The sequence below is a fragment of the Ruegeria sp. CDSA221 genome, from assembly GCF_059611825.1.
The window spans coordinates 370,864-397,779 of the sequence record NZ_JBXWPK010000002.1; the positions used below are offsets into that span (position 1 = coordinate 370,864).

A 26,916-nucleotide genomic window follows, 5' to 3' on the forward strand; every position below is an offset into this window, starting at 1 on the left:
GTGGGCCTTCATCTCCACCGGTAGCGCGCCATATCCTCAGGCCTGTTTGGGCCATCGTCCATGGCGGGCGCTGTCGCGCCTATTCGGCGGCGCGAGGTGGCGACATAGCTATGACGCTCGACGGCTTCGATGCACCGTCCTTGGGCTGCTGCAGTTGCGCTGACAATTCCGGCAACAGTTCGAAAAGTTCGTCGCGCAGGCGGGTTAGCTGAGAACGAGCGATGGATTCTTCGATTTCAACATCATGGGTCCACTGGCGCAGCTCGTGCTGAATGGTTTGCGCCTCTTCCAGCCGTTGCTGAAACAGTTCGATCTCTTCCTGGCGTTGCTGCAGGAATGTGCGGGCACGGGCGATGCGGGTATCCCCGTAAGTTTCGGCCAGTTCTTGGCTGATCTGGCTCATTTGCGCGGCCAACTCCAGAATCTCTGGTTCGAGCGATTGTAGGTTGGGATGTTGGCGCAGGAAGGCCATCCGCTCTTTGACCGCATCAAATTCGGACGACAGGATAAATGCCCCGCTGCGGTCCTGCGCATGGGCCAGCTGATAGGCATGGGCGATGTCGTGCATGTTCAGCGCAAATTTACGGTGCGCGTTTTCCAGCGCCATCATCCGGGCATTCGCAGGAAGGTAGAAGGCCAGCATCAGGATCAGAGCGGTCAGGCCAATCTGAACATAGATCCCGGCGTCTATGATGGTGCCGCCCGCCAGTCCGGCTTGCATGGAAAGCCATGGCAGCACGCCCAGGGCGGATAGCATAGTGGTTGCGAAGGCCAGAAATGCCGCGGAGCAAATCAGAAAAAATGTCAGTCGTAAAAATGCGTTTTGAAACTGTAATGTTAACGTGTGGAGTGCGGTCATGTTCGACGATCTCCTTCTCAAACCGATACATATCGGGCCGAAGCGGACAAAGGTTGAACATAATTTTTGATCCGCTACGGACCGATCACTACAAGAAACTGGCTGCTCGAAATATTAAGATGATACTCAGATAAGTGTTTTCAATCAATTAGGTCTGATGATTTCGTGATCTGGATGTCATCTCGGTAATAATACCTAGGGCGATTGAGGCCAGAATACAGGCCGTAAACAGGTAAAGCCCCCATGCGGTTTCGATGGTCGCGTAAGAGATGCCTTTGGCCAGAGTGATATAGAGCGCGATCAGGAAAATGTCGGCCATCGCCAGCTTGCCGAGGATGTTCAGCGCCGGCTGAACGCGCGCATCCAGCAGGTCCCATTGGATCAGGGCGGTGCCGATGGTTTTCAGATAGGGGGCAAAAAGGGCAAAGACGGTGACGATCAGCGCGAGGAAGATATCGGACTTCCAAAGGGACTGGAGCCCGGTGATGACGCTGATTTCGCTGAGGCCGAAGATGGGCAGAAATCCCGCGCGCATCAGCGGAGCGAACCACGCGATGGGGTAGAGGATCAGCAGAGAGAGGGTGACGAGGCGGAGGGTCATTATAGATACTCTTCGGAACTTTTCGATGAGGTGAATATTTAACCTCAGTCTGTATTGTGCCTATACCGATATCCGAAACGCTATTGATACACATCACTTTGTTTACGAAAAAATTTATATGGCTGAACCTGTTATAAAAATTGTCGAAGGCCCGTCCCCAACCCAGAAGGGGGTTAGCGAGGCTATAACTGTTGGCCTCGCGGGGGTTCTTTCAGCGGGAAGTGTCGCTGCAGACATTATGCCATTTGATCGCGAACAGTTGTTTGGCGTAATGCATTTTCGCCTCCAGGAAGCGCTGCAGGCGCAACGCAGGGCGCGTTGGTTCGGTGGAAAAATTTACAATCGATTTTCAGGGCAAGATCCCAATTACGTTCTGTTTTCGGGAACTCATCTGGGTCAAACATTGGCGCTTGCCCGGATTCAGACGCCAGATTTTGTGGTCCCGCGTGGGAAATATTTGCTGCGGCTAGATTATGTAAAAGAAGCCTACGAGAACTTGAAACAAGAAAGGAAAGGTGCGCCTGTCTAACGCACCGCCTCAATCGGCCCCTCTGCACTCCCGCTGATGAACTGCTCCACATAGGGATCACCCGAGGCATCCATCTGACCCACGGGACCGGTCCATTGGATCACGCCTCCGTGCAGCATGGCGACGTTATCGGCAATCGCGCGGACCGAGCTCATATCGTGGGTGATGGTCATCGCGGTGGCGCCCATTTCGGTAACGATCTCGCGGATCAGGTCGTTGATGACGCCGGACATGATGGGGTCAAGGCCGGTGGTGGGCTCATCGAAGAAAATGATTTCGGGCTCGGCGGCGATGGCGCGGGCCAGGCCCACGCGTTTTTGCATGCCACCCGACAGCTCGGCCGGGAACCGGTCGGCAACATCGGCTTTTAGGCCCACGCGGCGCAGTTTCTCGATGGCGATCTCGCGCGCCTCGTCCACGGGACGTTTGAGCGAACCGCGCAGCAGGCGGAAGGCGACGTTTTGCCAGACGGGCAGCGAGTCGAACAGCGCTCCGCCCTGAAACAGCATTCCGAACCGGGCCAGAAAGGCATCGCGGTCGCCTTTGGTGGCGTCTTTACCGTCTACATAGACCGTGCCGCTATCGGGTTTGATCAGGCCAAGAACGCATTTCAGCGCCACCGATTTGCCTGTGCCCGACCCGCCGATGATGACCATCGAGGTGCCCTTGGGGATCTCAATATTGACGCCTTTGAGGACCTGATTGGACCCAAAGGCTTTATGTACATTCTCCATCCGGATCATATCGAGAAGAACACCCCTGTCAGAACGAAGTTTGCAGCCAGAATCATGATTGCGGCAGCCTCGACCGAAGATTTGGTCGCAGCGCCAACGCCCTGCGCGCCCCGGCCCGAGTTCATACCGTAGTAACAGCCCATGGTCGCAGTGATCAGGCCAAAGGCCGCGCCCTTGGTAAGCGAGGAGACGATGTCATGAAATTCGAGGAAATTCATGGTGTTTTGCAGGTAGGCCGCGGCGTTGAAGCCCAGGCTTTGGGTCGCCACGATATATCCGCCCGCAATGCCGATCACATCGCCAACCGCAACTAGAATCGGCACTGTGATGACGGCGGCCAGCACCCGCGGCGCGGTGAGGTATTTCATCGGATGGGTGGACAAAGTTACCAGCGCGTCGATCTGCTCGGTCACTTTCATGGTCGCGATTTCGGCGGCGATGGAGGATGTGACCCGCGCCGCAATCATAAGACCGCCCAGAACAGGCCCAAGCTCGCGCACCATGCCAATCGCTACGATTTGTGGCACCACAGCTTCGGCATTGAAACGCGCACCACCTGCATAGATCTGAAGCGCCAATGCACCGCCGGTAAATATCGCCGTCAGGCCAACCACCGGCAGGGACATCCAACCGATATTCATCAGAGCGACCGCAAATTCGCGCGGATAATAGGGGGGGCGGAAAATATGTGAAATCGCGTCTGCAAAGAACAGAGCGACCTTGCCGAAATTTGCAAGCAAAGACAGGGCTGTACGTCCCAACCCGCCCAGCATTGAAAGAGGGTTCATTCGATATAGCCCCGAGAGTAGCGTGCGCCTAGCGATGTCAAAATTTCATACCCGATGGTGCCTGCGGCCTCGGCCAGATCATCCACTGTCTGATGCCCGTTCAGAATGCGCAGGCGTTCCGGATCCTCGGGCAGATCCGTTACGTCGATGGTGATCAGATCCATCGAGATCCGGCCAACAACGGGGCAGGGCTGGCCTCCTACAAAGGCGTCGATGCCACCGCCGATTGCACGATGCAGCCCGTCCGCATACCCGGCCGCAACCGTGGCAATACGGGATTTGCGCCGCGCGACCCAGCTGTTGCCGTACCCCACACTTTCGCCGGGATCGACCTCGCGCACCTGAATGACCGGAAGGTCGACGGTGACGACGGGTTTCGCATCGGCAAAGGGTTGTCCGCCATACATCCCGATGCCGGGACGGCAAAGGTCGAAGTGATAGTCGCTGCCCAGAAGGATACCGCCGGTGGCCGCAAGCGATCTGGGGGCCGCACTTCCATCGGTCAATTCGTGGAACACGCGCAGTTGGTGGCGATTCATCGGGTTGTCAGGCTCATCCGCACAGGCGAGATGCGACATCACCAGCGACGGATTAAGCGGCTCAATCTCTGTGCGCAACGCGGCCCAGTCCGCAGGCTCAATCCCCAAGCGATTCATGCCGGTATCCAACTGGATTCCAAAGGCGTGTTCAGGCAAGGTTTGACGATGGCGGCGGAACTGTTCGGACGAATTCAGCAAAGGCGTCAAATTGTGTTGGCGCAGAAGGTCGCTGTCGCCTTCCATATGTCCAGAAAAAACACTGATCGTTGCGTCGGGCCCGACAGCCTCGCGCACGGCAGCGCCTTCTTCGGCGGCCGCGACAAAGAAATTTCTGACACCTTCTTCAGCAAGTGCGGCAGAGACAGGACCAGCGCCCAGGCCATAGGCGTCGGCCTTGACCACGGCACCCGTTTCACAGGACGTCTTTGCATCAAGCGCCTGCCAGTTGCTGGCCAGCGTATAAAGATTGATCGTTAAGCGTGCAGTACTCATGCGTCTGTTCATGACATTGGATCGCGTCAGGTCAAGGGGGGTCGCAGCGATAATTGACCTGTACGTTGCGCATAACGGCACCTTGAGGCCGGGAAGCGGGTTGAAACAGCGTAAATCTGCGTATTGAACATCTGAGGGCGCCAAATCACTATTGTGCGCACATCGTGGTCAACCATGATCGGGTCAAGGTGATCGTTCACTAATGCCCAAAGGGGCCTGTTGGGATGAAAACATGATTGAACTCTCGTTTGGGTACAAAAACCAGAGCAGTAGGTTGCCTGATTTCTTTTATGATGTGTTCTCTGCCTCAGAGGGGGGCGAGGAAGGACGGGCCATTCAATCTTTGATCAGGGAATTGCTGAAAACCGAGCCCGATCAGGATCTGCAGGGATGTGTTGCGACTGATGGGGGCGATCTTCTGGGATGTATCATGTTCTCGCGCCTGACCTTTGATCAGGATCCGCGACGGGTGTTTCTGATGTCGCCCGTGGCCGTGCGGACGGATCGGCAACAGGGTGGGGTCGGGCAGAAGCTGATCACCTTTGGTCTGGACCAACTGCGGGCCCAAGGCGTCGATTTTGCAATAACCTACGGAGATCCGTCATATTACGGCAAAACCGGTTTCCTGCCCATTTCTGAGGCATTCGCGCAGCCGCCAATGCCGCTTAGCCAGCCGATCGGATGGCTAGGGCAATCTCTGTCTGGTTTACAGGCTGATCCGATAATGGGGCCGTCACGCTGTGTCAGCGCGTTTGACCGACCTGACCTTTGGTGACGGTCAGTAGCCTTCGATCTGACCGTCCTGCTGCCAGGGTTTGACGAGGTTCCCAAAGCGGGTGAACTGTGCTTCGAAGGACAGCTCGACCGTACCGATGGGGCCGTGGCGCTGTTTGCCAACGATTACTTCGGCCTTGGCGTGCAGGCGTTCCATGGCCTGCTTCCACTCTTCCATCTTCTCCAACTCATGATCGCCGGGCTTTTCACGTTCTTTGTAGTATTCCTCGCGGAACACGAACATCACCACGTCGGCATCCTGTTCGATCGAGCCTGATTCCCGCAGGTCGGACAGTTGAGGGCGCTTGTCGTCTCGGTTTTCAACCTGTCGGGATAGCTGAGACAATGCGATGACCGGGATGTTCAGTTCCTTGGCAATGGCTTTCATGCCCATCGAAATCTCAGCGATTTCGTTGACGCGGTTTTCGGCCATGCCGCGACACAGCTGCAGATAGTCGATCACCAGCAGGTCCAGACCGTGGGTCCGTTTCAACCGCCGCGCACGGGCGGCAAGCTGCGAGATCGGCAGGGCCGGGGTGTCGTCAATGAACAGCGGGCAGGCTTCCAACTCCTTGGCTGCATCAACAAAGCGGCGAAACTCACCCTCGGTCATGTCACCCTGGCGGATCTTGTGGCTCGAGATTTCCGAGGCTTCGGCCAGAACCCGGCCCGCCAACTGCTCGGCACTCATTTCCAATGAGAAGAACCCGACAACGCCGCCGTCAATCGCGCCTTCGGTGCCGTCGGGTTTCAGCCCGCGCTTGTACGCTTTGGCCACGTTGAACGCCACGTTTGTCGCCAATGAGGTTTTCCCCATCGACGGACGCCCGGCCAGAATGATCAGGTCGGACGGGTGCAAGCCACCCAACTGTTTATCCAAATCGGTCAGACCGGTGGAAATCCCGGCCATTCCACCACCGCGCTGATAGGCCTCGTTGGTGACGTTGACAGCCTCGGTGACCGCCTTGAGGAAGGATTGAAACCCTTGTTCGGTCTGGCCTTGTTCAGACAGCTGATACAACTGCTGTTCAGCCTCGACGATCTGTTCCTTGGGCTCGCTCGCCACATCGACCCGCGCCGCCTTGTCCGAGATATCGCGGCCAAGCCGGATCAACTCGCGCCGGATGGCAAGATCATAGATCATCTGGGCATAGTCATGCACCGCAAAGGCGCTGATCGAGGCCCCGGCCAGCTTGACCAGATAGGCCGGACCGCCCAGTTCCTTCAGGCCTTCATCCTCGGCCATGAAAGATTTCAGCGTGACGGGCGAGGCCAGCGCGTTCTTGGCGATACGGGTCGCGGCGACCTCGTAAATACGCGCATGGACCGGATCATAGAAATGCTCGGCCCCGATGATCGAGGCGACCCGGTCATACAGATCATTATTGGTCAGGATCGCACCCAGAAGCTGTTGTTCAGCCTCAATAGAATGCGGCATGGTATCGGCGTTTTGGATCTGTGCCGCTGCCTGCTCGATGCTGCTTATCTCGTTCATTTTGTCCCCGCTGCCCGTCCCGAGGTTCTATACGCGAAACGCCATTGCAAGCTATCTGGAAATACCTGTGGCTAACTGGGGGTAAGGCCTAGGGATAACTTTCCAGACAGTTTGGACGCTGTGGTGTGCTTGGCCTATTATGTAGGAAAGCGGGGAAAAGTCACCAGATATCGTATATGCTCAGCCGATTCTTTGGCGCTTATCCCCATTCCATCCACATCAGGTTTAGGAAGGTTTATTGGCCTCTTGCCAGCCGCGCGGGTCGTTCAGGAAGGCTTCGACACCGTCAAGTGTTTCCGTATCAAAGGCTTTCTGTGCTTTGGCCTCGGCCAGAACATCCCACCAGGTGCACAGCGAATGCAGTTTCACCCCATGATCGCCCAGAGTTTTCTCGGTTTCCGGAAAGATGCCATAATAGAAAATCACCGCCGTATGCCCGCAGGTCGCGCCGGTTTCGCGGATCGCATCAACGAAGGACAGTTTGGATCCGCCATCGGTGGTCAGATCCTCAACCAGCAACACACGCTCGCCCTCGTTCATCGCGCCTTCGATCCGGGCGTTGCGGCCATAGCCTTTGGGCTTTTTACGCACATATGTCATCGGCAGGGCCATGCGTTCAGCGACCATCGCGGCAAAGGGAATGCCCGCAGTTTCGCCGCCAGCGATATTGTCGAACGCTTCAAAACCCGCATCCCGCATCACTGTAAGGGTCAGGAAATCCATCAGAGTAGACCGGATGCGCGGGTAAGAGATCAGCTTGCGACAGTCGATATAGGTCGGGCTGGGCAGGCCGCTGGCCAATGTGAACGGCTCGCGCGAATTGAAGTGAACGGCCTTGATCTCCAGTAGCATCCGCGCGGTCAGACGGGCGATTTCGGTGCTGTCGGGAAAGGAACTGGGGATCATGGCGGGACCTCTGAGCTGAAAAACCTTCGGGGCTGATAGCCTGCTGCCGCCGTCAGAGTCGAGAGGGCAGGCAAAAGAAAAGCGGGCCCGAATGGGGCCCGCTGTCAGCTTGCACAAAGTGATGCGCTTAGCTGCTCATGTCATAGGCGCGTTCGCCGTGGACCGACAGGTCAAGGCCGTTGGTCTCGGTCTCGGCATCCACACGCAGCGGCGTGATGGCTGAGACCAGCTTGATCAACACAAAGGTCACCACCGCGGTAAAGATACCCACGATTGCCAGACCGCCCAGCTGTGCGGTCCAGGTACCCATGCCGAACAGGGCGATCATGATTGTGCCAAAGATGCCGCCAACGCCATGCACCGCAAACACGTCCAGCGTGTCGTCGATTTTCAAAATGTTGCGCATGACATAGACCGCTTCCTGACACAGGATACCTGCGACTCCGCCGATGATCAGCGCCTGAACCGGGCCGACGAAACCCGATGCTGGGGTAATCGAGGCGAGACCGGCGATGGTTCCGGTCACAAGACCCACCATCGAGGCTTTGCCAAAGCGAATTTTCTCCCACAAGGCCCAGGTTAGGGATGCAGTGGCCGCCGAAAGATGCGTCACGGTCATCGCCATCGCTGCACCACCATCTGCCGCCAGTTGCGAGCCGCCGTTGAACCCAAACCAGCCGACCCACAGCATTGCGGCGCCGATCATGACATAGCCCGGATTATGCGGAGGCGTCGTGCGATTACGGCGCGGGCCGAGTGCAACGGCAATGATCAAAGCGGCCAGACCTGCCGTTTCATGCACCACGATGCCACCGGCGAAATCTCGCACACCAATCTCGCCAAAAATGCCGCCATCGCTCAGCATTCCGCCGCCCCATATCCAATGGACCACGGGCGCATAACACAGCAGCATCCACAGGGCAGAGAAGGTCAGAACAAAGCCAAAGCCAACCCGCTCGACATAGGCGCCGACGATCAGGGCGGGGGTGATAATGGCAAAGGTCATCTGGAAGGCAAAGAACAGAATTTCGGGCAGGGTGCCGGCCAGGCTGTCGGCATCAACACCATTCAGAAAGGCCTTGTCCAACCCGCCCCAAATCCCGCTTTCACCGGGGCCGAAGGCGATGGAATATCCTGCGACCAGCCAGAGAATGCTCATCAAGCAGGCGATGCTAAAGCAGTGCATGAACACGCTCAGCACGTTGCGGGCGCGTACAAGGCCGCCATAGAAGAGGGCCAGGCCCGGAAGTGTCATGAACAGGACCAGTGCGGTTGCTACTATGATCCAGGCGGTATCGGCTCCATTCATCAGCCACTCTCCTTTTCAGAATGCGTGGCGGGGCTTGAAGCGGATTGCGACTGGGGAAAAAAGAGGCAGAGCCCAAAAAAGCAGCCTATTTCAGGGGCCTTTTTTGAAGAGTTGATTAATTGGGCGTCAAATTGTCGAGCATGCCCGATTATTGGGCAGTGCTGAAAAGTGCCTTTGACAGCAGTGCCAGCGCGTGATCCCGCGCAGCGCGGCGCACCCGATCGCGGCCCAATGCGCCGAATTCGACGGTTTCTGTCATGGGTGGGATGCCGTCACCGGCCACACCAAAACATACCCGGCCTTCGGGTTTAAACTCGGACCCGCCCGGGCCTGCAATGCCGGTAACCGACACTGCCAGATGCGCCTGTGAATTCCGCAAGGCACCCTCGGCCATTTCGCGCGCGACCTGTTCAGAAACCGCGCCATGGGCATCCAATGATTCCTTGCGGACACCCAACATTTGCTGTTTGGCAGTATTTGTGTAGGTCACAAAACCGCGCTCAACGACCGCAGAGCTGCCGGGGATGTCGGTTAGAGCCGCAGCGACCATCCCGCCAGTGCAGCTTTCGGCGGTGGTGATCATCACCCCTTTCGCTTTGGCGCTTTCTAGCAGGTCGGAAACGGTCACAACCCCAGAACTCCGTGGCTGAACCCGGCGGCCAACATGATGCCTATGGCCGCGAATACCCCGGCAATCACATCGTCCAGCATAACGCCCATCGGATCGCCGCGCCGGTCGGCCCAACCCACGGGGCCGGGTTTCAGGATGTCGAACAGGCGGAACAGTACAAACCCAGTTACCCAACCTGGCCACAGCGCTGTAATGTCGATCCCGTGCGCCCAACTGGGATAGGATATCGCCCAAAGTGCGAGGAACTGACCTGCGACCTCGTCAATTACAATCTCGGAAGGGTCGTGGTCTTCTTGCCCGGCGGTCATCACCCGCGTGGCCCACAGACCGCCGAAAAACACCGCGACTGTCGCGACCGCCAGTAAGGGGAAGCCGCCCAGAGTATGCAGAACCCATACCAAGGGCAGGGCAACCAAAGACCCCCAGGTGCCGGGGGCGGGTCGCAGATATCCGACGCCACAAACAGTGCCAATCAGCTGTGCAACGGTCATGATTTCACCAAACAAGCTGTTGCAATAGAAGCAATTCCTTCACCACGCCCGGTAAAACCCAAACGCTCGGAGGTTGTGGCCTTGACCGAAATCTGATCCTGGCGCAATTGCATGATCTTCGCCATCTCTGCCCGCATGGCCGCGGCGTGAGGCCCGACCTTGGGGTATTCGCAGACCAGCGTGCAGTCGACATTCGAGATACGATATCCCATCTGCCCGGCCAACTCGACCGCGTGGCGCAGGAAAATTTCGCTTGCCGCGCCTTTCCATTGGGGATCTGAGGGCGGAAAGTGCTGTCCGATATCCCCTTGTGCCAATGCTCCGTAAATCGCATCGGTGACTGCGTGCATACCGACATCCGCATCAGAATGGCCTTGAAGCGATCGGTTATGCGGAACTTTGATACCGCACAGGATTACGTGATCCCCGTCACCAAAACGATGCACGTCGTAGCCATTCCCCAGCCTTACATCCATATCCGTTCCCAATATGCGTTCCGCCCTGGCAAAATCCTCGGGTCGGGTGATTTTCAGGTTGTCCGTATCGCCCGGCACGATGCAGACGTCCAGCCCGGCGGCGCGCGCGACTTCCACGTCATCCGCGGAACCTCCGGGATGCGCGGTGTGAGCAGCGACGATTGCGTCATAGTGAAAGCCTTGCGGGGTTTGCGCTGCATGCAACCCGGATCGATCCTGAGTGCCTGTGACCATAGTGTCGCTTGCTGTCCACAAGGCGTCCGTCACCGCAAGGCCAGGTGCTGCACCGGGGAAATTGTCCAGAGCGGCCAGAACGGCATCAATGATCTCGGTGCTGACACAAGGACGTGCGACATCGTGGATCAAGACGCGGGTCACATTCATCCCGTTCAACGCCGACAACCCGCTGCGCACTGATCCTGCTCTGTCTGACCCGCCTTCCGCGAGGATCAGATCGGCGCTTTTAAATTCTTCCCAGGCGGGGGCATCCTCTTTCGAAAGCACAAGGACGATGTGATCGACTTGCCCGCGGAATCGGTCGATGGTCCAGTCGGCCACCCGACGACCTGCCAGATGGCGCCACTGTTTTGGCGTGCCGCCTCCGGCGCGTTGACCGCGTCCTGCGGCGACAATGATAGCTGCAGTCGTCATGTGTCGTGCTCTCCGACAAGTTAAGGGCAATGTTTAGGGTGCGGTGAAAGCAGAGGCAATCACTCGGTTTCATCTGCTTAAAAAATGGGCAAACGATGATTTTTGCATGCTTGTTCATGGCGGTTTTGTTGTTCATATGCACTCAATTCGATATCAAAGCTGCAACTGCTCAAGGATTAAGCACGTTGACTCTGCGACTTGCCGACAAAGATTTGAACCCGCCCGTACTACTGGCGCCCATGGCCGGAATCACTGATCGTCCGTTTCGCGATCTGGTGACGCGCTTTGGTGCCGGTATGGTGGTCAGCGAAATGGTGGCTAGCCAGGAAATGGTGCAGGCCAAACCCGGTGTGCGCGAACGGGCCGAGCTGTCTGCGGATGTGGAAAACACTGCTGTCCAGCTTGCCGGACGCGAGGCGTATTGGATGGCCGAGGCGGCCCGCCAGGTCGCTGATCGGGGTGCGCGCGTGATTGATATCAATATGGGCTGCCCGGCTAAGAAGGTGACAAATGGATATTCGGGCTCGGCCCTACTGAAGACGCCTGACCACGCGCTGACATTGATCGACGCCGTTGTCAGCGCCGTGGACGTGCCCGTGACGCTGAAAACCCGGCTGGGATGGGATGACAAATTGCTGAACGCGCCCGATGTGGCAAGGCGGGCGCAGGATGCGGGAATACAAATGGTAACGATCCACGGTCGCACACGTTGCCAGTTCTACAAAGGGCATGCCGATTGGAGCGCAATCCGGGCGGTCAAAGAAGCGGTCTCGATTCCGGTGATTGCGAATGGTGACATTGTTGATTCTGGCGCTGCACGCATAGCGCTGGATCAGTCCGCCGCGGATGGGGTCATGGTTGGGCGTGGGGCGCAGGGTAAACCGTGGCTTCTGGCGCAGATGGGGCATGAGCTATACGGGGCAGAGGCGCCAATCATTCCCACTGGTAGTGATCTGACCGAAATGGTTCGTGCCCATTATCAGGCCATGCTGGGGTTTTATGGTTTGGATCTGGGCCTGCGCGTCGCTCGCAAGCATCTCGGCTGGTATATGGATGAGGCTGGAACACCGGCCCCGTTGCGCCGGGCGGTGCTGACATCGCGCAACACGGATGAGGTGATGCACCTGCTGAGTGTTGCGCTTGGCAGTGATGCAGAGGTGGCGGCATGACCTCGGATCACAGCATCTGGACCTCGCTGCCCGTTCCTGCCTTTGTCATAGATGCAGATGACCGGATCGCAGACATAAACTCCGCCGGTGAAGGGTTCCTGAATGCCTCGCGCAAATCCGTGATCGGGCATCCCGTCTGGGATCAGATTGCCGTGGACGCTCCATTAGAAGAAGCGTTTCTGAGAGCGCGTCAGCACGGTACGCCACTATTTGTGAACGATGTGGATGTAGGGTCAGGCAACCGCGCGCCGTTGCAATGTGCGCTTCAGATCGCGCCGCTTGTCGGACATCCGGGGTCAATGATCATGATCATCACGCCGCGTGAACTTGCTGGGCGTATGACCCGTGGAAACACGGTGAAATCTGCTGCGCAATCGGCGATCGGCATGGCCGAGATGCTTGCGCATGAAATTAAGAACCCTCTGGCAGGAATTACCGGCGCGGCGCAGCTTCTCAGCATGAATATCTCGCAGCAAGACCTTGAATTAACAGATCTTATTGTCGAAGAGAGTCGCCGTATCGTAAAACTGTTGGAGCAGGTTGAACAATTCGGAAATCTCTCTGAGCCCGATTTCAAACCGGTCAACATACATGACGTGCTGGATCGGGCACGGCGGTCGGCCCTGTTGGGTTTCGGTGCCCATATGACGATCATCGAGGATTACGACCCGTCGTTGCCACTTGCTTATGGCGACCCGGATCAGTTTCTGCAGGTCATCTTGAATTTGTTAAAGAATGCCTCGGAAGCCGCTGACCCTAAAGGGGGAACCATACGTTTAAGGACGTATTTTGAACATTCTTTCCGCCTGCGACGCAGCGACGGGTCAGGTCATTCTCTGCCACTGCAAATCGAAGTGACCGATGACGGCCCCGGTCTGCCGGAGAAGATTCGGGGCGAGATATTCGACCCGTTTGTGTCGGGCAAGGAAAACGGCACCGGCCTGGGGCTGGCGCTGGTCAGCAAGATCATTTCGGACCACGACGGCTGGATTTCGGCCGAGTCGGTTCCGGGACGAACGGAATTTCGCATCTCTCTGAGGCGCGCGCCGCGTGACGCGAAATAGTCAATAAATCGCCGGAAAGAGCAAGAATAAGGAAAGCACCTGATGGATGGAACAGTACTGGTTGCAGATGACGACCGCACAATTCGGACCGTTCTGACACAGGCCCTGACACGCGCTGGGTGTAAGGTGCATGCAACCTCGTCGTTGACCACTTTGATGCGTTGGGTGGCCGAGGGCAAAGGCGACGTGGTCATATCCGATGTAGTTATGCCGGATGGCAATGGGCTCGAGATGTTGCCAAAAATCGCACAGGACCGACCGGGATTACCGGTCATCGTGATTTCGGCGCAAAACACGATCATGACGGCGATCCAGGCAGCCGAGGCGGAAGCTTATGACTATCTGCCGAAACCCTTCGACCTGCCGGATTTGATGAAGCGTACCGCGCGCGCGCTGGAACAGAAACAGCGCACGCCGTCAGATGCCGGTAACACGTCCCAAGAGCGTCCGGAAGAGCTGCCTCTGGTGGGGCGGACACCAGTGATGCAGGCGCTGTATCGCTTGGTGGCGCGGGTGATGAATACCGATCTGTCGGTCATGATTTCGGGCGAGAGTGGAACGGGCAAGTCGTTGATCGCCAAAGCGATACATGATTTTTCCGATCGCAGGACGCTGCCATTTGTAACGGCCACTGCCGCCGACCTGCTGGATCTTGAAGGCCCGGCGCGCGTCATGGCACGGGTGCGGGGCGGTACGCTGCTTATCGACGAGATCGCGGATATTGATGACGAATTACAGGCGCGTCTCGTTCGGATGATGGACACTCCAGGCGATCATGTTCCTCGGTTCATGGCTACGAGCCAATCGGACTTGACCGAAGCCATGGAGAACGGGCGCGTCCGGCAAGACCTGTATTATCGCCTTTGCGGTGCGACAGTGCATGTCCCGGCCCTTCGCGAAAGGGTTGATGATATCACCTTGCTTGCGGATCATTTCCTGGCGCGTGAAGAACGCGAACATGGCGCGAAACGCTGGTTCAGTCCGGATGCGGTCGAGCTGGTACGGCGCTATTCCTGGCCCGGAAATGTACGGCAGCTTGAAAATGCGGTCCGTCGTTTGAGCCTGACCAGCCGCTCCGATGAAATCTCCAAAACCGAGGTCGAGTCGGTGCTGGGCAGCCAACCCGAAGCCGAGCCGGTGCTGGGCAATGGAGAACGCGAAAAGCTCTCGGCTTCGGTCGAACGCCACCTGCGCCGCTATTTCGATCTACATGGGAATATGTTGCCACCTCCGGGTCTGTATCAGCGTATTTTGCGTGAGGTTGAGGCGCCTTTGATTGAACTGGCCCTGGATGCGACCGGGGGAAATCAGGCAAAATGTGCTGATCTTCTAGGGATTAACCGGAATACGCTGCGCAAAAAGATAACAGAGCTCGATATTCAGGTGACACGGCGGCGCAAACTGATGTAATATCGCCACACAAAGCGTGGCATCCGGGTTTCGACCGGGCAACGACCACGACATATGGCGGTAAGTCGCGCAAGCGGCACATCAGGATGAGGGCAGACGGTGGCAACCCGAGCACAGAGCGGGCTGATTTTATCAGTCAATCGGTGGCGAAAATCCCGAAGGCTGCGCAATTTTGGAACTTTGGGTCTGGTTTTGCTGGGCCCGGTGCTGGCTTTGACCACTTATCTGGTCATTGGTCCATTCGATCTGGGGGCAACCGCGCCCTCATTGCGCCTGATCCTGCTTGCGGATCTGGTCTATGTTCTCGTGGTTGCGGCGCTGGTTCTGGGTCAGGTAGGCAACCTGATCGCAGCACGCCGGGCCAAATCCGCGGGGTCCCGTTTGCACCTGCGACTGATCGGAGCCTTCACACTGTTGGCTCTGGTGCCGACTGTCACGGTTGCAATCTTTGCCGGTCTGACGGTGAATATTGGTCTTGAGGGCTGGTTTTCCGACCGCGTAAGGCAGGTTGTCGGATCCTCGCTTACTGCTGCGGAAGCTTATGAACAGGAACACCGAGAGGGCCTGACGCAGGACGCCGTCGTATTAGCGCTTTTTCTGGACAATGCCCGGACGCGTGATTTCTATATTTCCGATGCTGAACTGCGAGAGGTTCTGGCGCAAGGGCAGGCGCAAATCCAGCGCGGTCTGCGTGAGGCCTATGTCATTGATGGAAATGGTGAAATCCGATCCCGGGGGGATCGCTCTTATCTGTTCAACTTCGAAAAGCCGACCTCTGAACAGATGGCCCAAGCGACTGAGAATGAATTGCTGATCATTGCCGATTGGCAAAACAGTGAATTCAGGGCGCTTGTGCCTTTGAAGGCTTATCTTGATCGGTATCTCTATGTCAGCCGGGAAGTGGACGGGCAGTTGCTGACGCTGCTGGACGATACCAAGGAAACAGTTCAGTTCTATCAACAGCTTGAAAGTGAACGCGGACGGGTATTGTTTGAATTCGGCCTGCTTTATCTGGGTTTTGCCGTGATCCTGATCCTGGCCGCAGTGTCGCTGGGAATGTGGTTCGCCGAGCGTCTCTCGCGCCCGGTTGGACGCCTGACCACCGCTGCGCAGCGTGTCGGGGCAGGCGATCTGGGCGTTCAGGTTATCGAAGAAGCCACCGATGACGAAATTGCGATGCTGGGCCGTTATTTCAATCAGATGACCCGACAGTTGAAAGGGCAGCGCGATACTCTTTTGGAGAACACACGGCAGATCGAACGCCGGCGTCGGCTGTTCGACTCGGTTCTGACCTCGGTCACATCCGGTGTTGTTGGTGTCGACCCCGATGGTTGCGTGACGTTTGTGAATCGATCCGCCGAACGCCTGTTGGATTGGTCCCGTGGAGAGGAACATCTTGCCATTGGCATTGCGGTGCCCGAATTCATGCCTTTGTTCGAAAGCCTCAAGGACAGCGGGCAAGAGGCTGTGCAGGGTGAAATCAAGGTCACGCGAAAAGGCCATTTGGAAAACCTGTTGGTTCGCATGGCGATCCGCCGCGGCGAAGATGGCGGGCTTGAAGGATATGTGGTTGCCTTTGACGACGTGACCGATCTGGTCAGTGCACAGCGAATGGCAGCCTGGGGTGATGTGGCGCGCCGCATCGCACATGAGATCAAGAACCCCTTGACCCCGATCCAGCTGAGCGCCGAGCGGATCAAACGAAAGTTTTCGTCCAAACTGGATGAGGATGATTGCGATATCCTTGTATCCATGACTGATGTGATCGTTCGCCAGACGAATGATCTGCGGCGGATCGTGGATGAATTTTCAAAGTTTGCGCGCATGCCGGAACCGGATCGGCACGAAGAAAATCTGGTGGGGTTGGTGCGCGAGGCTGTTCTGTTGCAGCAAGCCGGTCAGCCGGATGTCGAAATCGAAGCGATGCTTCCAGATCAGCCGATTTCAGGTGATGTAGACGCAACAATGCTGAATCAGGCGCTGACCAACCTGATCAAGAATGCAGGCGAAGCGATTGAAACGCTGAAACAAAAAGGGGCACCTGAGAACCTCAAGCCTCAGATCAAGGTTACTGTGATCGGCGACGATGCGGGCACAGTAATTACCATTGCCGACAACGGTATCGGCTTGCCGGAAGATCGTGCGCGGCTGTTTGAGCCTTACGTGACCACACGCGACGAGGGCACCGGGTTGGGGCTGCCGATCGTCAAAAAGATTATCGAAGAACATGGCGGGGTGCTGACACTTGAGGACGCCCCCGTATTTGACGGACAGGACCATTTTGGCGCAATGGCCGTGATCCGTTTGCCCGGGAGCAATATTTCCTCAAATTCAGCGCCGAAAAAGCAGGCAATTGATACAAACAAACTGAAAGCAGGCCAAAGATGAGCGACATTCTGATTGTAGATGACGAGCGTGATATTCGCGAGCTTGTGTCCGATATTCTCGAGGACGAAGGCTATTCCACCCGGCTGGCTGGCAACTCGGACGAGTGTATGGCAGCCATCAATTCCGAACCTCCGGGGCTTTTGATCCTGGATATCTGGCTGAAAGACAGCCGGATGGACGGGATTGATATTCTGAAGACTGTAAAGCGCGACAACCCAGACATTCCGGTGGTGATCATTTCGGGCCACGGGAATATCGAAATCGCTGTCGCTGCGATCAAGCAGGGGGCGTATGACTTTATCGAAAAGCCCTTTAACATCGACCAGCTGATGGTTGTGATCCGCCGCGCGATGGAAACCTCGCGCCTGCGCCGCGAAAACGCCTCGCTAAAGCGGAAAGAGGTCACAAGCTCGGATATGATCGGCAAATCGGCCTCGTTCCGGGCAATGCAGAGCCAACTGGACAAGGTAACCAAGTCCAACGGGCGTGTGATGCTGACAGGCCCTGCCGGTTCAGGCAAGGAAATCGCCGCGCGCTATATCCATGCAGAATCGAACCGGGCAAATGCGCCCTTCGTGACCGTGAACTGTGCCGGGATCGAGCCGGAGCGCGTTGAAGAGGTTCTGTTCGGCCGTGAAACCACCGAACGCGGGGTTGAGGCAGGCCTGTTGGAAGAGGCCCATGGTGGCGTCGTCTACTTTGATGAAGTGGCAGATATGCCCATGGGAACCCAGTCAAAAATCCTGCGGGTTCTGGTTGATCAACAGTTTCAACGGGTTGGAGGTACCGACAAGGTCCGGGTCGACCTGCGGGTGATCTCTTCGACCAATCGTGACCTTGATGCAGAAATCGCCGCTGATCGTTTTCGGGAAGAACTCTATCATCGTCTGAATGTTGTGCCTATTTCGGTGCCTTCGCTAGAAGATCGGCGCGAGGATATTCCGGTTCTTGCCGAGTTTTTTATTGAAATGTGCAATGAATCCCAGGGCCTGCCGGTGCGCGAGATTTCAGACGAAGCTGTCGCGTTGCTGCAGACCATGACCTGGCCGGGCAATGTGCGTCAGCTTAAGAACCTGATCGAACGGGTGCTCATTCTGGGTGACGGTACGGGCCCGATCGAAGCGCGTGAGCTGCCAAACGAAGAAGAAAAAGCCGATGAATCAGGTCGCGTCGTGCTGTCCGGGGCATTGGCGACCTTGCCGTTGCGCGAAGCTCGCGAGGCGTTCGAGCGTGAATATCTGCTGACCCAGATCAACCGGTTCGGGGGCAATATCAGCCGCACCGCCAGCTTTGTCGGCATGGAACGCAGCGCGCTTCATCGTAAGTTGAAATCTCTGGGCGTAGTGACCTCGAACAAATCGGGCGCGCGGGTCGCGCAACTGGACGAGGCTGAACCGGCGGAGTGATCCGCCGGCCTTTACCCTGCCTGACCTGGGGTAATGATCTGAAACGTTCCGTTGTCGAATTTGACGAAACATGAATCGGTGCTGAGCGGTGGCAGCTGTGTTGTTGGGAGCGCAGCAACACGCGACTTTACGCCCTGCTTGCAAGGCGGAAGGCTGACCGGGCGATAGCCTTTCTGCGCCATGCATTGTGCTTCCAGCTTGTTGCGCAGCCCTTTGTTCACATCGACCGTATAGATCTGACCGGGCTGCCACCAGCCTCCGGTGCGATGACACCTTCCCCGACCATCGCAGTAGGTGCGACCTGGCCAATAGGTTGGTGCCCCTTGTCGCACCTGATTGGCAACGGGGGCGTCTTTGAGGGACTGAACCTGACATCCAGTCGTTTCAGACTGCATTTGCGAAACTGTCTCGCCCTCTTGATAATACAGGGAAAGCGGCCCACACGCAGTTAGCAACAGAGTCAAAGAAATCGTGAGAGCTATTGTTTTCATACGCTTACCTTGCCTCAGCTTTGCTTGTGTTACAAACTAATTGACCGTCTGGGGGGCATCTGTCATTCAAAGATTTCAGGCAGAAGGGCCAATAGCATGAAGGTCATCATTTGCGGTGCCGGTCAGGTTGGCTGGCAGATTGCACGGCATCTTTCGGGCGAGTTGAACGACGTTACTGTGGTTGACAACAATCCTGATCTGGTGCGACGGGCGACCGAAACCTTGGATGTTCAGGGGATTGCGGGATTTGCAAGCTATCCGGATGTTCTGAACCGAGCGGGCGCGCGCGATGCGGATATGATTATTGCTGCCACCCATTCGGACGAGGTGAACATGGTCACCTGTCAGATGGCACATTCGGTTTTCTCCATTCAGCGCAAAATCGCCCGGCTTCGGTCGAAATCCTATCTCGAGGCGATTCATTCGGATCTGTATCGCCGCGATCACCTGCCGATTGATGTGGTGATCAGCCCCGAGCGCGAGGTTGCCGCAGCGGCGATGCGCCGGTTGTCTGCCCCATCCGCATTTGACACCGAGATGTTCATGGACGGCAAAGCGCAGTTGCTTGGCATTCGCATCGCCGAGGATTGCCCAATCGTGAACACGCCATTGCGGCAACTGACCGATCTGTTTTCGACGCTCAGCTCTATCGTGGTGGGTGTCCGGCGCGAGGGTACGCTGTTTGCACCGGAATCCGAGGACCAGCTGTTTGTCGGTGACGAATGCTATGTCTTTAGCAATGTCAAAGACGTGGACCGCACGATGGAGGTTTTCGGCAAGGCGCAAAAACGGCAGGACCGGGTGGTGATTGTCGGCGGCGGCAATGTTGGTCTTGAAGTTGCTCGGACATTGGAAGAACGTGAAAGCCGCGTGCGTGCCAAGATAATTGAACGAGACCGCCACTGTGCGGAAGTGGCAGCCGAAGCGCTTGAGCGAACGATTGTCCTTCACGGTGATGGTCTGGACGCGGCGCTGCTGCGCGAAGCTGGCATCGAACGCGCGGATGCAATGTTGGCCGTCACGGATGATGACCGTGTAAATATGCTGGTTGCCGTGCGTGCCAAGGCCGAAGGCTGTGCTCTGGCGATTGCACTGATCAATGATCCCAGCATGGTTGCCCTGATGGGGCCGCTGGGTATCGACGCCTATATCAACCCCCGCGCCACCACCGTCAGTTCGATTCTGCGCCATATTCGGCACGGACGCGTGCGGCAGGTTTATTCCATCGGCGATGCCGAGGCCGAAGTGATCGAGGCCGAAGTACTTTCAACCTCGCCCATGGCCGGGCAGAGGCTGCGCGACATTGATTTCCCCGAAGGTGTGCTGGTTGGCGCAGTGCGTAAGGGCGATGAGATGTTGCGCCCCACCGGTAGTCTCAGGATTGAAGAAAAGGATGTGGTGGCGATTTTTGCCTTAGCCAAAGACGTGCCCGAGGTGGAACGGCTGATGCAGGTCTCGATCGATTTCTTCTGATGGCGCATGCACGGAAAAAACAGGTTAGCCTCATTCGGCGATTGCCGCTGTTTCTTCTGCTCTGGGGTATTTTTGCCGCCGCTATGTGGATGCCTGCCATATTTGCGCTGGTGCTGGATGATCACGACACGTCCCGGTCGTTCTTCTATTCTGGATTGCTGGGGTTGTTCGTGGTCGGGATCATTTCGCTGGCAACATCCAACAGAATGCCGCGCCGAGGGACATTGGGCCAGTTGGCGGTCTTGTTAGGCTGTTTCACCGTATTGCCCTTGTTTCTTGCGATCCCTCTGCATGATGCGTTGGGCAATACGAGCTTTCTGAACGCCTATTTCGACATGGTCAGCGCATTGACCACTACCGGGGCTGATTTGTTTCCTGATCCAGACCGGTTGTCGGCGCCGTTACACCTTTGGCGGGCTCAGGTCGGATGGATGGGCGGGCTTTTGATGTGGATTTCAGCGGCCGCGATCCTCGCGCCGTTGTCGCTGGGCGGGTTCGAGGTGACAGCCCGCGGTCAACCCGGTCGCCCGGTTTCAGGCGTGGCGCAAAGCGAGATGGTAGACCCGCGCGGGCGTCTAATCCGTGTCACGCTGACTTTGACGCCGGTTTATGTCGGGCTGACCGCTGTTATTTGGCTGTTGCTCGTGATCGCAGGAGAGCAGGGCCTGACCGCCATCTGTCATGCGATGTCGACCATGGCCACATCGGGTATCTCACCGGTTGGTGGGCTTGAGGGAGCGCAGGCCGGCGTAACCGGTGAGGCCATCCTGTTTCTGTTCCTGTTCTTCGCTTTGTCGCGGCTTACCTTTTCCTCGGACACAGCTACCTCAGGATATTCGCGGCTGGATAAGGACCCCGAGTTCCGGATCGGGCTCATGATCGTTGCAGGCGTAGCGGCGCTGCTTTTCTTCAGGGTTCTTGCCGGCGTCAGCGAAATTGGCGGCCAGATGGAACCTCTTCAGGCGTTGAGCGTAATTTGGGGCATGATTTTTACGGTCTTGTCATTTCTGACAACCGCGGGGTTCGAAAGTGCAAACTGGGATGATGCCCAGCAAATTTCCGGTCTGGGCACCCCGGGATTGATCCTGATGGGGCTTGCGCTGATCGGTGGTGGAGTTGCAACAACGGCGGGCGGGGTAAAGCTGTTGCGGGTTTTTGCTCTGTACCTTAACGGCGCGCGCGAAATTGACCGTTTGATTTATCCGTCTTCGGTCAGCGGAGTAGGTGGTGGAAACCGCCGCATCCAAAGCGATGGGGCCTTTATAGCTTGGATATTTTTCATGATGTTTGCCCTGACAGCTGCTGTGTTCAATGTGTTGCTTGCTGCCATGGGTACGGGGTTCGAACACGCTATGGTGCTTAGCGTTGCAGCGCTGAGCACGACAGGGCCGTTGATCGAATTGGCAACCGATGTTCCTATCCGATTGATCGACCTTTCGGGCGGTGCCAAGCTGACCATGTGTGCCGCTATGGTGATCGGCAGATTGGAAACGCTGGCGATTATTGCCTTGATCACACCCGCTCTATTGAGGGGTTAAGAAACAATAACCATGCTAGTGACTGATTTTTCATCTGGAATATCGGTTAACGACACTCCATACTCCGCCGGAGGGAGCGCGTTGGTCCGCAGCGCGTAGCAAGAACAATGGCGAGATTATAAGAATATGGCTTCGGACAGACAGAATCTGCAGGACGCGTTCCTGAATAATGTACGGAAAGCAAAAGTCCCGGTCACAATTTTCCTGATCAACGGTGTGAAATTGCAGGGTGTGATCACCTGGTTCGACAACTTCTGCGTATTGTTGCGCCGCGACGGACAGTCGCAGCTGGTCTACAAACACGCGATTTCGACCATCATGCCATCGCAGCCGATCAGCCTGTATGAGGGCGAAGACGCCTCTTGATGGAACATGAAAGGGTGCGCACCCGAGCGTGGGTGCTGCATCCGGAAATCAAATCAGATGAACAGCGCCGCGTTCCAGGACCGGCGCTGGCAGAAGCGGTGGCGCTGGCCGCTGCATTGCCCGACCTTGATGTGATCGGATCCGAAGTTGTGCGCTTACCTCGAGCGCAGGCCGGTTTTCTGTTCGGTAGCGGCAAGATCGAGGAACTGGCCGAACGGTTGCACGAGAACGAAGTCGAGCTGGTTTTGATCGACGGATCGGTTACGCCCGTTCAGCAACGCAATCTTGAAAAGGCGTGGAAGGTCAAGATCCTCGACCGGACCGGGCTGATCCTCGAAATCTTCAGCGACCGTGCGCGCACCCGTGAGGGCGTATTGCAGGTGGAAATGGCCGCGCTGAGTTACCAGCGGACCCGGCTGGTGCGTGCCTGGACCCACCTGGAACGGCAGCGGGGCGGATTGGGCTTTGTGGGTGGACCGGGTGAGACCCAGATCGAAGCGGACCGCCGGGCCATTGATGAACAACTGGTGCGGCTGCGGCGTCAGTTGCAGAAGGTGGTCAAGACCCGCACGCTGCATCGCGCGGCGCGGGCCAAGGTGCCATATCCGATTGTGGCGTTGGTAGGCTATACCAACGCGGGCAAATCAACCCTGTTCAACCGCCTGACCGGGGCTGATGTCATGGCCAAGGATATGTTGTTCGCCACGCTTGACCCTACCATGCGTCGGGTCGAACTGCCCGATGGTCCCGAAGTGATCCTGTCGGACACGGTGGGGTTCATTTCGAACTTGCCCACCGAGTTGGTCGCCTCCTTCCGTGCGACGCTGGAAGAAGTTCTGGGTGCGGATATCGTGGTTCATGTGCGCGATATCAGCCACGATGAATCTGAGGCGCAGGCGAAGGATGTCGAAACTATCCTGACTTCACTGGGTATTGACGATACGCGGCCCCGGATTGAGGTCTGGAACAAGATCGACCTGCTGTCCCCGGATGAGCGCGAAGCCGCGATGGCGCGGGCAGAGCGGGATCAGGGGATTTTCGCGATTTCAGCCGTCACCGGAGAAGGGATCGCCCCGCTTTTGGCGGAAATTGCCGTCACGCTACAGGGCGTACGTTCTGAGGCAACGCTGGAACTGGGATTTGCCGAAGGCAACAAGCGCGCGTGGTTGTTCCGCCAGGAGGTCGTGCAGTCCGAAAAGCAGACCGAAGATGGCTTTGTGATCGACGTGCTGTGGACAGAGAAACAAGCTTCGCAATACGCAGCGCTTTGAACCCTGACTGGGGAAGAACTTTCCTATACCCATCGAACAAAGTGGTCCGTGATCAGCCGTCAATCTGGCGCTGAAAATCCTCGGCATCGAACCAACCCAAAGAGTTCTGGACCTGGTTGGTGTCGGTCATTTCCCATTCTTCCCAGCCCCGCGTCACGACGTGATTGCCGGTTTTGGAATGGTGCCCTTCAAGTGTCCAGACAAATATTGCGTGGCTTCCCGCCCAGCGAAACATGTCGCAGCGGACCTCAAGATCGGGGAAATCAGTGTAAAACCCGCGAGCCATTTCCGCCACCGCGGCGCGGCCTATGATCGGTTCTCCACGGTTGATCGTGATCTGTCCGTCGGGCGCATAGAAACTGGCAACGGCCTCGGGGTCGCCCGAGCTCCAGGCGATCGCATAATCCCGCGCGAGATTGTTCAGCTTATCCCGGATACTGGCCATTTGGTCCCCCGCACACAAATCCTAGGCCTTTGGATCGTATGCCAAACGCCATTCAGCGTCCACGCGATGGAAAATAAACGGGCGAGGTCTTGCCGAAGCGGGGGCCTTAGCGGGGGATAAGAGTGGTCACGCCGACGGCGGCCGCATGGGCCAGGTCAAGGTCCAGCGACATCGGGATATATTCACCCCGACGCCAAAGTTGGGCCTGATCGTCATAGTAGCGTGACAGGAAGTGACCCGACTGGCCCGTAGCCGTGATAAAGACCGAGCTGTCGGGGTCTGCAAAATCATAGACGCCGCGATAACCGGCTCCGTGCACGTTCTGGAACGGCTCAGGGCCTTCACCCGAGGTTCTGCCGCGCAGCAGGGTATTATCACCACCGCTGGTGGACTGCCGGATATTCACAAAGAATCGCAACACCGGAACCGATCCCAGAACCGGGTGGTCATGCGTCGCCTGATGCGCGTCACCCCAGCGTAGAGATTCCAGTGATCCTCCGTATTTTTCGGAAATCCAGATCAGCGCATCGTCCAGTGCCATGCGTGCCATATCGGTGCAGGTCTCTATCGGCGCGCTCTGACGCACATTACACCAGGCCGAAGCTCCGTCGATGTCGCGATAGACACGTTCGATGAACAGTGGTTCGACATGTTTGTATTCAGCCGCCAGGGGGCCAAGCTCATCCGCGATCAGCCGGATTTGCAGTGCCCGCAGCCATGCCGCATAGATCAGCGGCTCGGGCAGGTGCTCATTCATCTCGCCATTCCATTCGGCCAGAAGGTTCAGCGCGATCTGGCGTTGGCGTTCCTGGGTGCCTTCGGGGGCAGAGGCGCCGGTGTACCACAGATCAGCCCCGATCAGCGGCAGCAGAGAGCGGGCGGTAAAGCTGACAGTGTCCAGCTGTGCCTCGATAAAGCTGTCGCGGGTGTGTACCTCGCGCGATTGCATCAGCCGTTCCCAGCGATGGATGCGCTGCGTATCCCCCCATTCATATGAGACATGTTCGGGAAATGGCCGGTCGATGATCTTGTTGTTTGTGTTGCCCAGAATGCCGCCCGCAGGTGCGACGAATTCGGGGTTGTCAGCATAGGGCAGGCGGCCTTGCCACCGGTTTTCGGCCAGCCAGCCAGGCGTCGGAATACGCCCCCGGCTTTGGTTCTTTGCGGCACGGTGCGGCATTGCGCCGATCAGCTTCATGCCGATGGTGTCCTTGTCGACCAATGACAGGTTCTGAGATGGCGCCATGAACAGCTCGGCTGCGGTGATGGCTTGTCGGACAGTGTCCGCATTCATCAGCGCCATTGAGGCTGACATGGATGTGTCCTGTGCGCTCAGGGCTGTCCAGGACAGCGAGGCGACATGACCCGGCGGCGTGATCGTCCCAAGATCGTAATGGGTGCCCGGCAGAACCGGTCCGTTCTCGGTCCAACGCAGGGTCAGAGTGATTGGGGCTTCGTCTTTGATCTCGATGATCGAAGGGCGGCTGCGAAAGGTCTTGTATCCTTCGGGGGTCAGGTATTCCTCGGGGTTTTCTGGGTTCAACTGCTCGATATGGATGTCCTGATCATCCAGATAGGATGAGGTCAAACCCCAGCCCAGTCGATCACTGCGTCCAGTCATCACCGCCGGGATGCCGGGGATCGTGGCACCGATCACGCCGCCCTTGGCCAGTTCCAGACGGGCCAGATACCAGATGCCCGGCGCTGTGAAACCCAAATGCGGGTCATTGGCCAGAAGCGTCCCTCCGCTGGCAGATCTTGTGGGCGCGGCAGACCATGCGTTCGATGCTCCGGCCAATCCGCGCTTTGGAAAGGGCGAGATGGGCATGTCCGGCATCGACGATCCGGCCGCATATCTGGGCAGGTTGGGAAACAGGGCGGCGTATTCGGGCAGAGCGGCGATTCCCGGCCCGGGGACATCAGGCAGAATATCCGCCAGTCGGGTCTGGTCATCCAGCATAAGCGATGTGCGCGCGCGCAGCACTTCATCCTCAAGATGGCCAGAAAGTTGCAGGCTCATGAGTTTGATGACGGCCAGGCTGTCGCCCGGTTGCCAGGGCGATACAGGCGCATTGAACAAAAACATCTCTGGCGCACCACGGCCCAATGCGTTTTCGTTAATCTCGGCCAATCGTGCATTCACCCCGGCAGCATAAGCGCGCAGGGCCTCTTTGGTATAGTCGTCCTGGGCTTGTACCGACCGGTGTGCAAGCCCGTACAGATCAAACCGCCGCAACAGCTTGTCGATATGAACAGTGCGAGCGCCAAAGACTTCGGACAATCGGCCCTGCGCTGTCCGGCGCAGAACGGTCATCTGCCAGAGGCGATCCTGTGCATGGGCATAGCCAAGCCCAAAGAAGACATCCGGGTCTGATGCGCCCAGAATATGGGGAACATTCGCAGTATCCCTGACAACCTCAACCGGCGCAGTCAGGCCATCAACTTTAACGGTCTGATCGTAATCCGGCAGGGATTGACTGGCCAGAAAATACACCAGCATTACAGCCGCCAATGTCAGCAGAACAAGACCCGAGGCGATACGCACAAGCCAGCGAAAGACAATTCCCATCAGCGGTCACATTTCCGTTCACTCTATGATTGCGCAGACACTAGAGGATGG

General features: G+C 57.3%; 25 protein-coding genes. 11 read left to right on the forward strand and 14 right to left on the reverse strand.

Going from position 1 to position 26,916, the window contains the following annotated elements; all coding sequences use genetic code 11:
- Positions 1-79: 79 nt before the first annotated feature.
- Together AC2FJ5_RS04255 and AC2FJ5_RS04260 are read right to left on the reverse strand one after the other, a co-directional pair.
- Entirely contained in the window at positions 80-757 is a 678-nt protein-coding gene (locus tag AC2FJ5_RS04255) for a DNA repair protein (protein ID WP_271947378.1), read from the reverse strand.
- Positions 758-1,007: 250 nt separating this feature from the next.
- On the reverse strand, positions 1,008-1,460 hold the full coding sequence (locus tag AC2FJ5_RS04260; protein WP_271947376.1) for a paraquat-inducible protein A: 453 nt from the start codon (positions 1,458-1,460) through the stop codon (positions 1,008-1,010).
- Positions 1,461-1,578: 118 nt separating this feature from the next.
- Between AC2FJ5_RS04260 and AC2FJ5_RS04265 the strand changes: the two genes are divergently transcribed.
- Positions 1,579-1,989, forward strand: a complete 411-nt coding sequence (locus tag AC2FJ5_RS04265) for a hypothetical protein (RefSeq protein ID WP_281994537.1) — start codon at positions 1,579-1,581, stop codon at positions 1,987-1,989.
- Here AC2FJ5_RS04265 and AC2FJ5_RS04270 read toward each other — a convergent pair.
- The 3 genes from AC2FJ5_RS04270 to alr are packed head-to-tail and all read right to left on the reverse strand — an operon-like array spanning position 1,986 to position 4,542.
- On the reverse strand, positions 1,986-2,732 hold the full coding sequence (locus AC2FJ5_RS04270; protein ID WP_282021912.1) for an ABC transporter ATP-binding protein: 747 nt from the start codon (positions 2,730-2,732) through the stop codon (positions 1,986-1,988). The two genes, AC2FJ5_RS04265 and AC2FJ5_RS04270, sit on opposite strands and share 4 nt — an antisense overlap.
- Positions 2,729-3,511 (reverse strand): MlaE family ABC transporter permease, encoded by a 783-nt coding sequence (locus AC2FJ5_RS04275; RefSeq protein ID WP_496691147.1) that lies wholly within the window; start codon positions 3,509-3,511, stop codon positions 2,729-2,731. Before AC2FJ5_RS04275 ends, AC2FJ5_RS04270 begins: the two co-directional genes overlap by 4 nt.
- Positions 3,508-4,542 (reverse strand): alanine racemase, encoded by a 1,035-nt coding sequence (alr, locus tag AC2FJ5_RS04280; protein ID WP_496792562.1) that lies wholly within the window; start codon positions 4,540-4,542, stop codon positions 3,508-3,510. Before alr ends, AC2FJ5_RS04275 begins: the two co-directional genes overlap by 4 nt.
- Before the next feature lie 232 nt (positions 4,543-4,774).
- Between alr and AC2FJ5_RS04285 the strand changes: the two genes are divergently transcribed.
- Positions 4,775-5,317: a GNAT family N-acetyltransferase gene (locus AC2FJ5_RS04285; RefSeq protein ID WP_496792563.1), complete on the forward strand. Its 543-nt coding sequence runs from the start codon at positions 4,775-4,777 to the stop codon at positions 5,315-5,317.
- 3 nt (positions 5,318-5,320) lie between these two features.
- Here AC2FJ5_RS04285 and AC2FJ5_RS04290 read toward each other — a convergent pair whose 3' ends face one another.
- From AC2FJ5_RS04290 to AC2FJ5_RS04315, 6 genes are all read right to left on the reverse strand, one after another.
- Positions 5,321-6,811 (reverse strand): replicative DNA helicase, encoded by a 1,491-nt coding sequence (locus AC2FJ5_RS04290; RefSeq protein ID WP_142633499.1) that lies wholly within the window; start codon positions 6,809-6,811, stop codon positions 5,321-5,323.
- A gap of 225 nt (positions 6,812-7,036) precedes the next feature.
- Complete coding sequence (locus tag AC2FJ5_RS04295) at positions 7,037-7,717, reverse strand: orotate phosphoribosyltransferase (RefSeq protein ID WP_496792564.1); 681 nt, start codon at positions 7,715-7,717, stop codon at positions 7,037-7,039.
- Positions 7,718-7,844: 127 nt separating this feature from the next.
- Positions 7,845-9,026 (reverse strand): ammonium transporter, encoded by a 1,182-nt coding sequence (locus tag AC2FJ5_RS04300; RefSeq protein WP_496792566.1) that lies wholly within the window; start codon positions 9,024-9,026, stop codon positions 7,845-7,847.
- Positions 9,027-9,174: 148 nt separating this feature from the next.
- Positions 9,175-9,654, reverse strand: a complete 480-nt coding sequence (locus AC2FJ5_RS04305) for a CinA family protein (protein WP_496695626.1) — start codon at positions 9,652-9,654, stop codon at positions 9,175-9,177.
- A complete protein-coding gene (locus AC2FJ5_RS04310; protein ID WP_142633508.1) occupies positions 9,651-10,148 on the reverse strand; it encodes a phosphatidylglycerophosphatase A family protein in 498 nt (165 codons plus the stop codon). The genes AC2FJ5_RS04305 and AC2FJ5_RS04310 overlap by 4 nt, the downstream gene beginning before the upstream one ends.
- Entirely contained in the window at positions 10,145-11,275 is a 1,131-nt protein-coding gene (locus tag AC2FJ5_RS04315) for a bifunctional 2-C-methyl-D-erythritol 4-phosphate cytidylyltransferase/2-C-methyl-D-erythritol 2,4-cyclodiphosphate synthase (protein ID WP_496792567.1), read from the reverse strand. Before AC2FJ5_RS04315 ends, AC2FJ5_RS04310 begins: the two co-directional genes overlap by 4 nt.
- Positions 11,276-11,460: 185 nt before the next feature.
- Here AC2FJ5_RS04315 and dusB point away from each other — a divergent pair, with 185 nt between their 5' ends.
- The 5 genes from dusB (at position 11,461) to ntrX (ending at position 18,712) form a co-directional block, all read left to right on the forward strand.
- On the forward strand, positions 11,461-12,444 hold the full coding sequence (dusB, locus tag AC2FJ5_RS04320) for a tRNA dihydrouridine synthase DusB (RefSeq protein WP_496792569.1): 984 nt from the start codon (positions 11,461-11,463) through the stop codon (positions 12,442-12,444).
- Positions 12,441-13,508: a two-component system sensor histidine kinase NtrB gene (locus AC2FJ5_RS04325; RefSeq protein ID WP_496700460.1), complete on the forward strand. Its 1,068-nt coding sequence runs from the start codon at positions 12,441-12,443 to the stop codon at positions 13,506-13,508. Before dusB ends, AC2FJ5_RS04325 begins: the two co-directional genes overlap by 4 nt.
- A gap of 42 nt (positions 13,509-13,550) precedes the next feature.
- Entirely contained in the window at positions 13,551-14,918 is a 1,368-nt protein-coding gene (locus AC2FJ5_RS04330; protein ID WP_496792570.1) for a response regulator, read from the forward strand.
- Between the two features lie 99 nt (positions 14,919-15,017).
- Entirely contained in the window at positions 15,018-17,306 is a 2,289-nt protein-coding gene (locus tag AC2FJ5_RS04335; RefSeq protein WP_281972011.1) for a sensor histidine kinase NtrY-like, read from the forward strand.
- Positions 17,303-18,712 (forward strand): nitrogen assimilation response regulator NtrX, encoded by a 1,410-nt coding sequence (ntrX, locus tag AC2FJ5_RS04340; RefSeq protein ID WP_142633520.1) that lies wholly within the window; start codon positions 17,303-17,305, stop codon positions 18,710-18,712. The genes AC2FJ5_RS04335 and ntrX overlap by 4 nt, the downstream gene beginning before the upstream one ends.
- Positions 18,713-18,723: 11 nt before the next feature.
- Here ntrX and AC2FJ5_RS04345 read toward each other — a convergent pair whose 3' ends face one another.
- Positions 18,724-19,107: a hypothetical protein gene (locus tag AC2FJ5_RS04345; protein ID WP_496707855.1), complete on the reverse strand. Its 384-nt coding sequence runs from the start codon at positions 19,105-19,107 to the stop codon at positions 18,724-18,726.
- 192 nt (positions 19,108-19,299) lie between these two features.
- Here AC2FJ5_RS04345 and trkA point away from each other — a divergent pair, with 192 nt between their 5' ends.
- The 4 genes from trkA (at position 19,300) to hflX (ending at position 23,851) form a co-directional block, all read left to right on the forward strand.
- Complete coding sequence (trkA, locus tag AC2FJ5_RS04350) at positions 19,300-20,676, forward strand: Trk system potassium transporter TrkA (RefSeq protein WP_142633524.1); 1,377 nt, start codon at positions 19,300-19,302, stop codon at positions 20,674-20,676.
- Entirely contained in the window at positions 20,676-22,214 is a 1,539-nt protein-coding gene (locus AC2FJ5_RS04355; RefSeq protein ID WP_496695615.1) for a TrkH family potassium uptake protein, read from the forward strand. Before trkA ends, AC2FJ5_RS04355 begins: the two co-directional genes overlap by 1 nt.
- Positions 22,215-22,340: 126 nt before the next feature.
- Positions 22,341-22,580, forward strand: a complete 240-nt coding sequence (gene hfq, locus AC2FJ5_RS04360) for an RNA chaperone Hfq (RefSeq protein WP_010440340.1) — start codon at positions 22,341-22,343, stop codon at positions 22,578-22,580.
- Positions 22,580-23,851 (forward strand): GTPase HflX, encoded by a 1,272-nt coding sequence (gene hflX / locus AC2FJ5_RS04365; protein WP_496751510.1) that lies wholly within the window; start codon positions 22,580-22,582, stop codon positions 23,849-23,851. Before hfq ends, hflX begins: the two co-directional genes overlap by 1 nt.
- A gap of 52 nt (positions 23,852-23,903) precedes the next feature.
- Here hflX and AC2FJ5_RS04370 read toward each other — a convergent pair whose 3' ends face one another.
- Positions 23,904-24,296, reverse strand: coding sequence for an SgcJ/EcaC family oxidoreductase (locus AC2FJ5_RS04370; RefSeq protein WP_496691158.1), 393 nt, complete (start codon positions 24,294-24,296; stop codon positions 23,904-23,906).
- Between the two features lie 106 nt (positions 24,297-24,402).
- A complete protein-coding gene (locus tag AC2FJ5_RS04375; protein WP_496792572.1) occupies positions 24,403-26,865 on the reverse strand; it encodes a penicillin acylase family protein in 2,463 nt (820 codons plus the stop codon).
- Positions 26,866-26,916 lie beyond the last annotated feature (51 nt).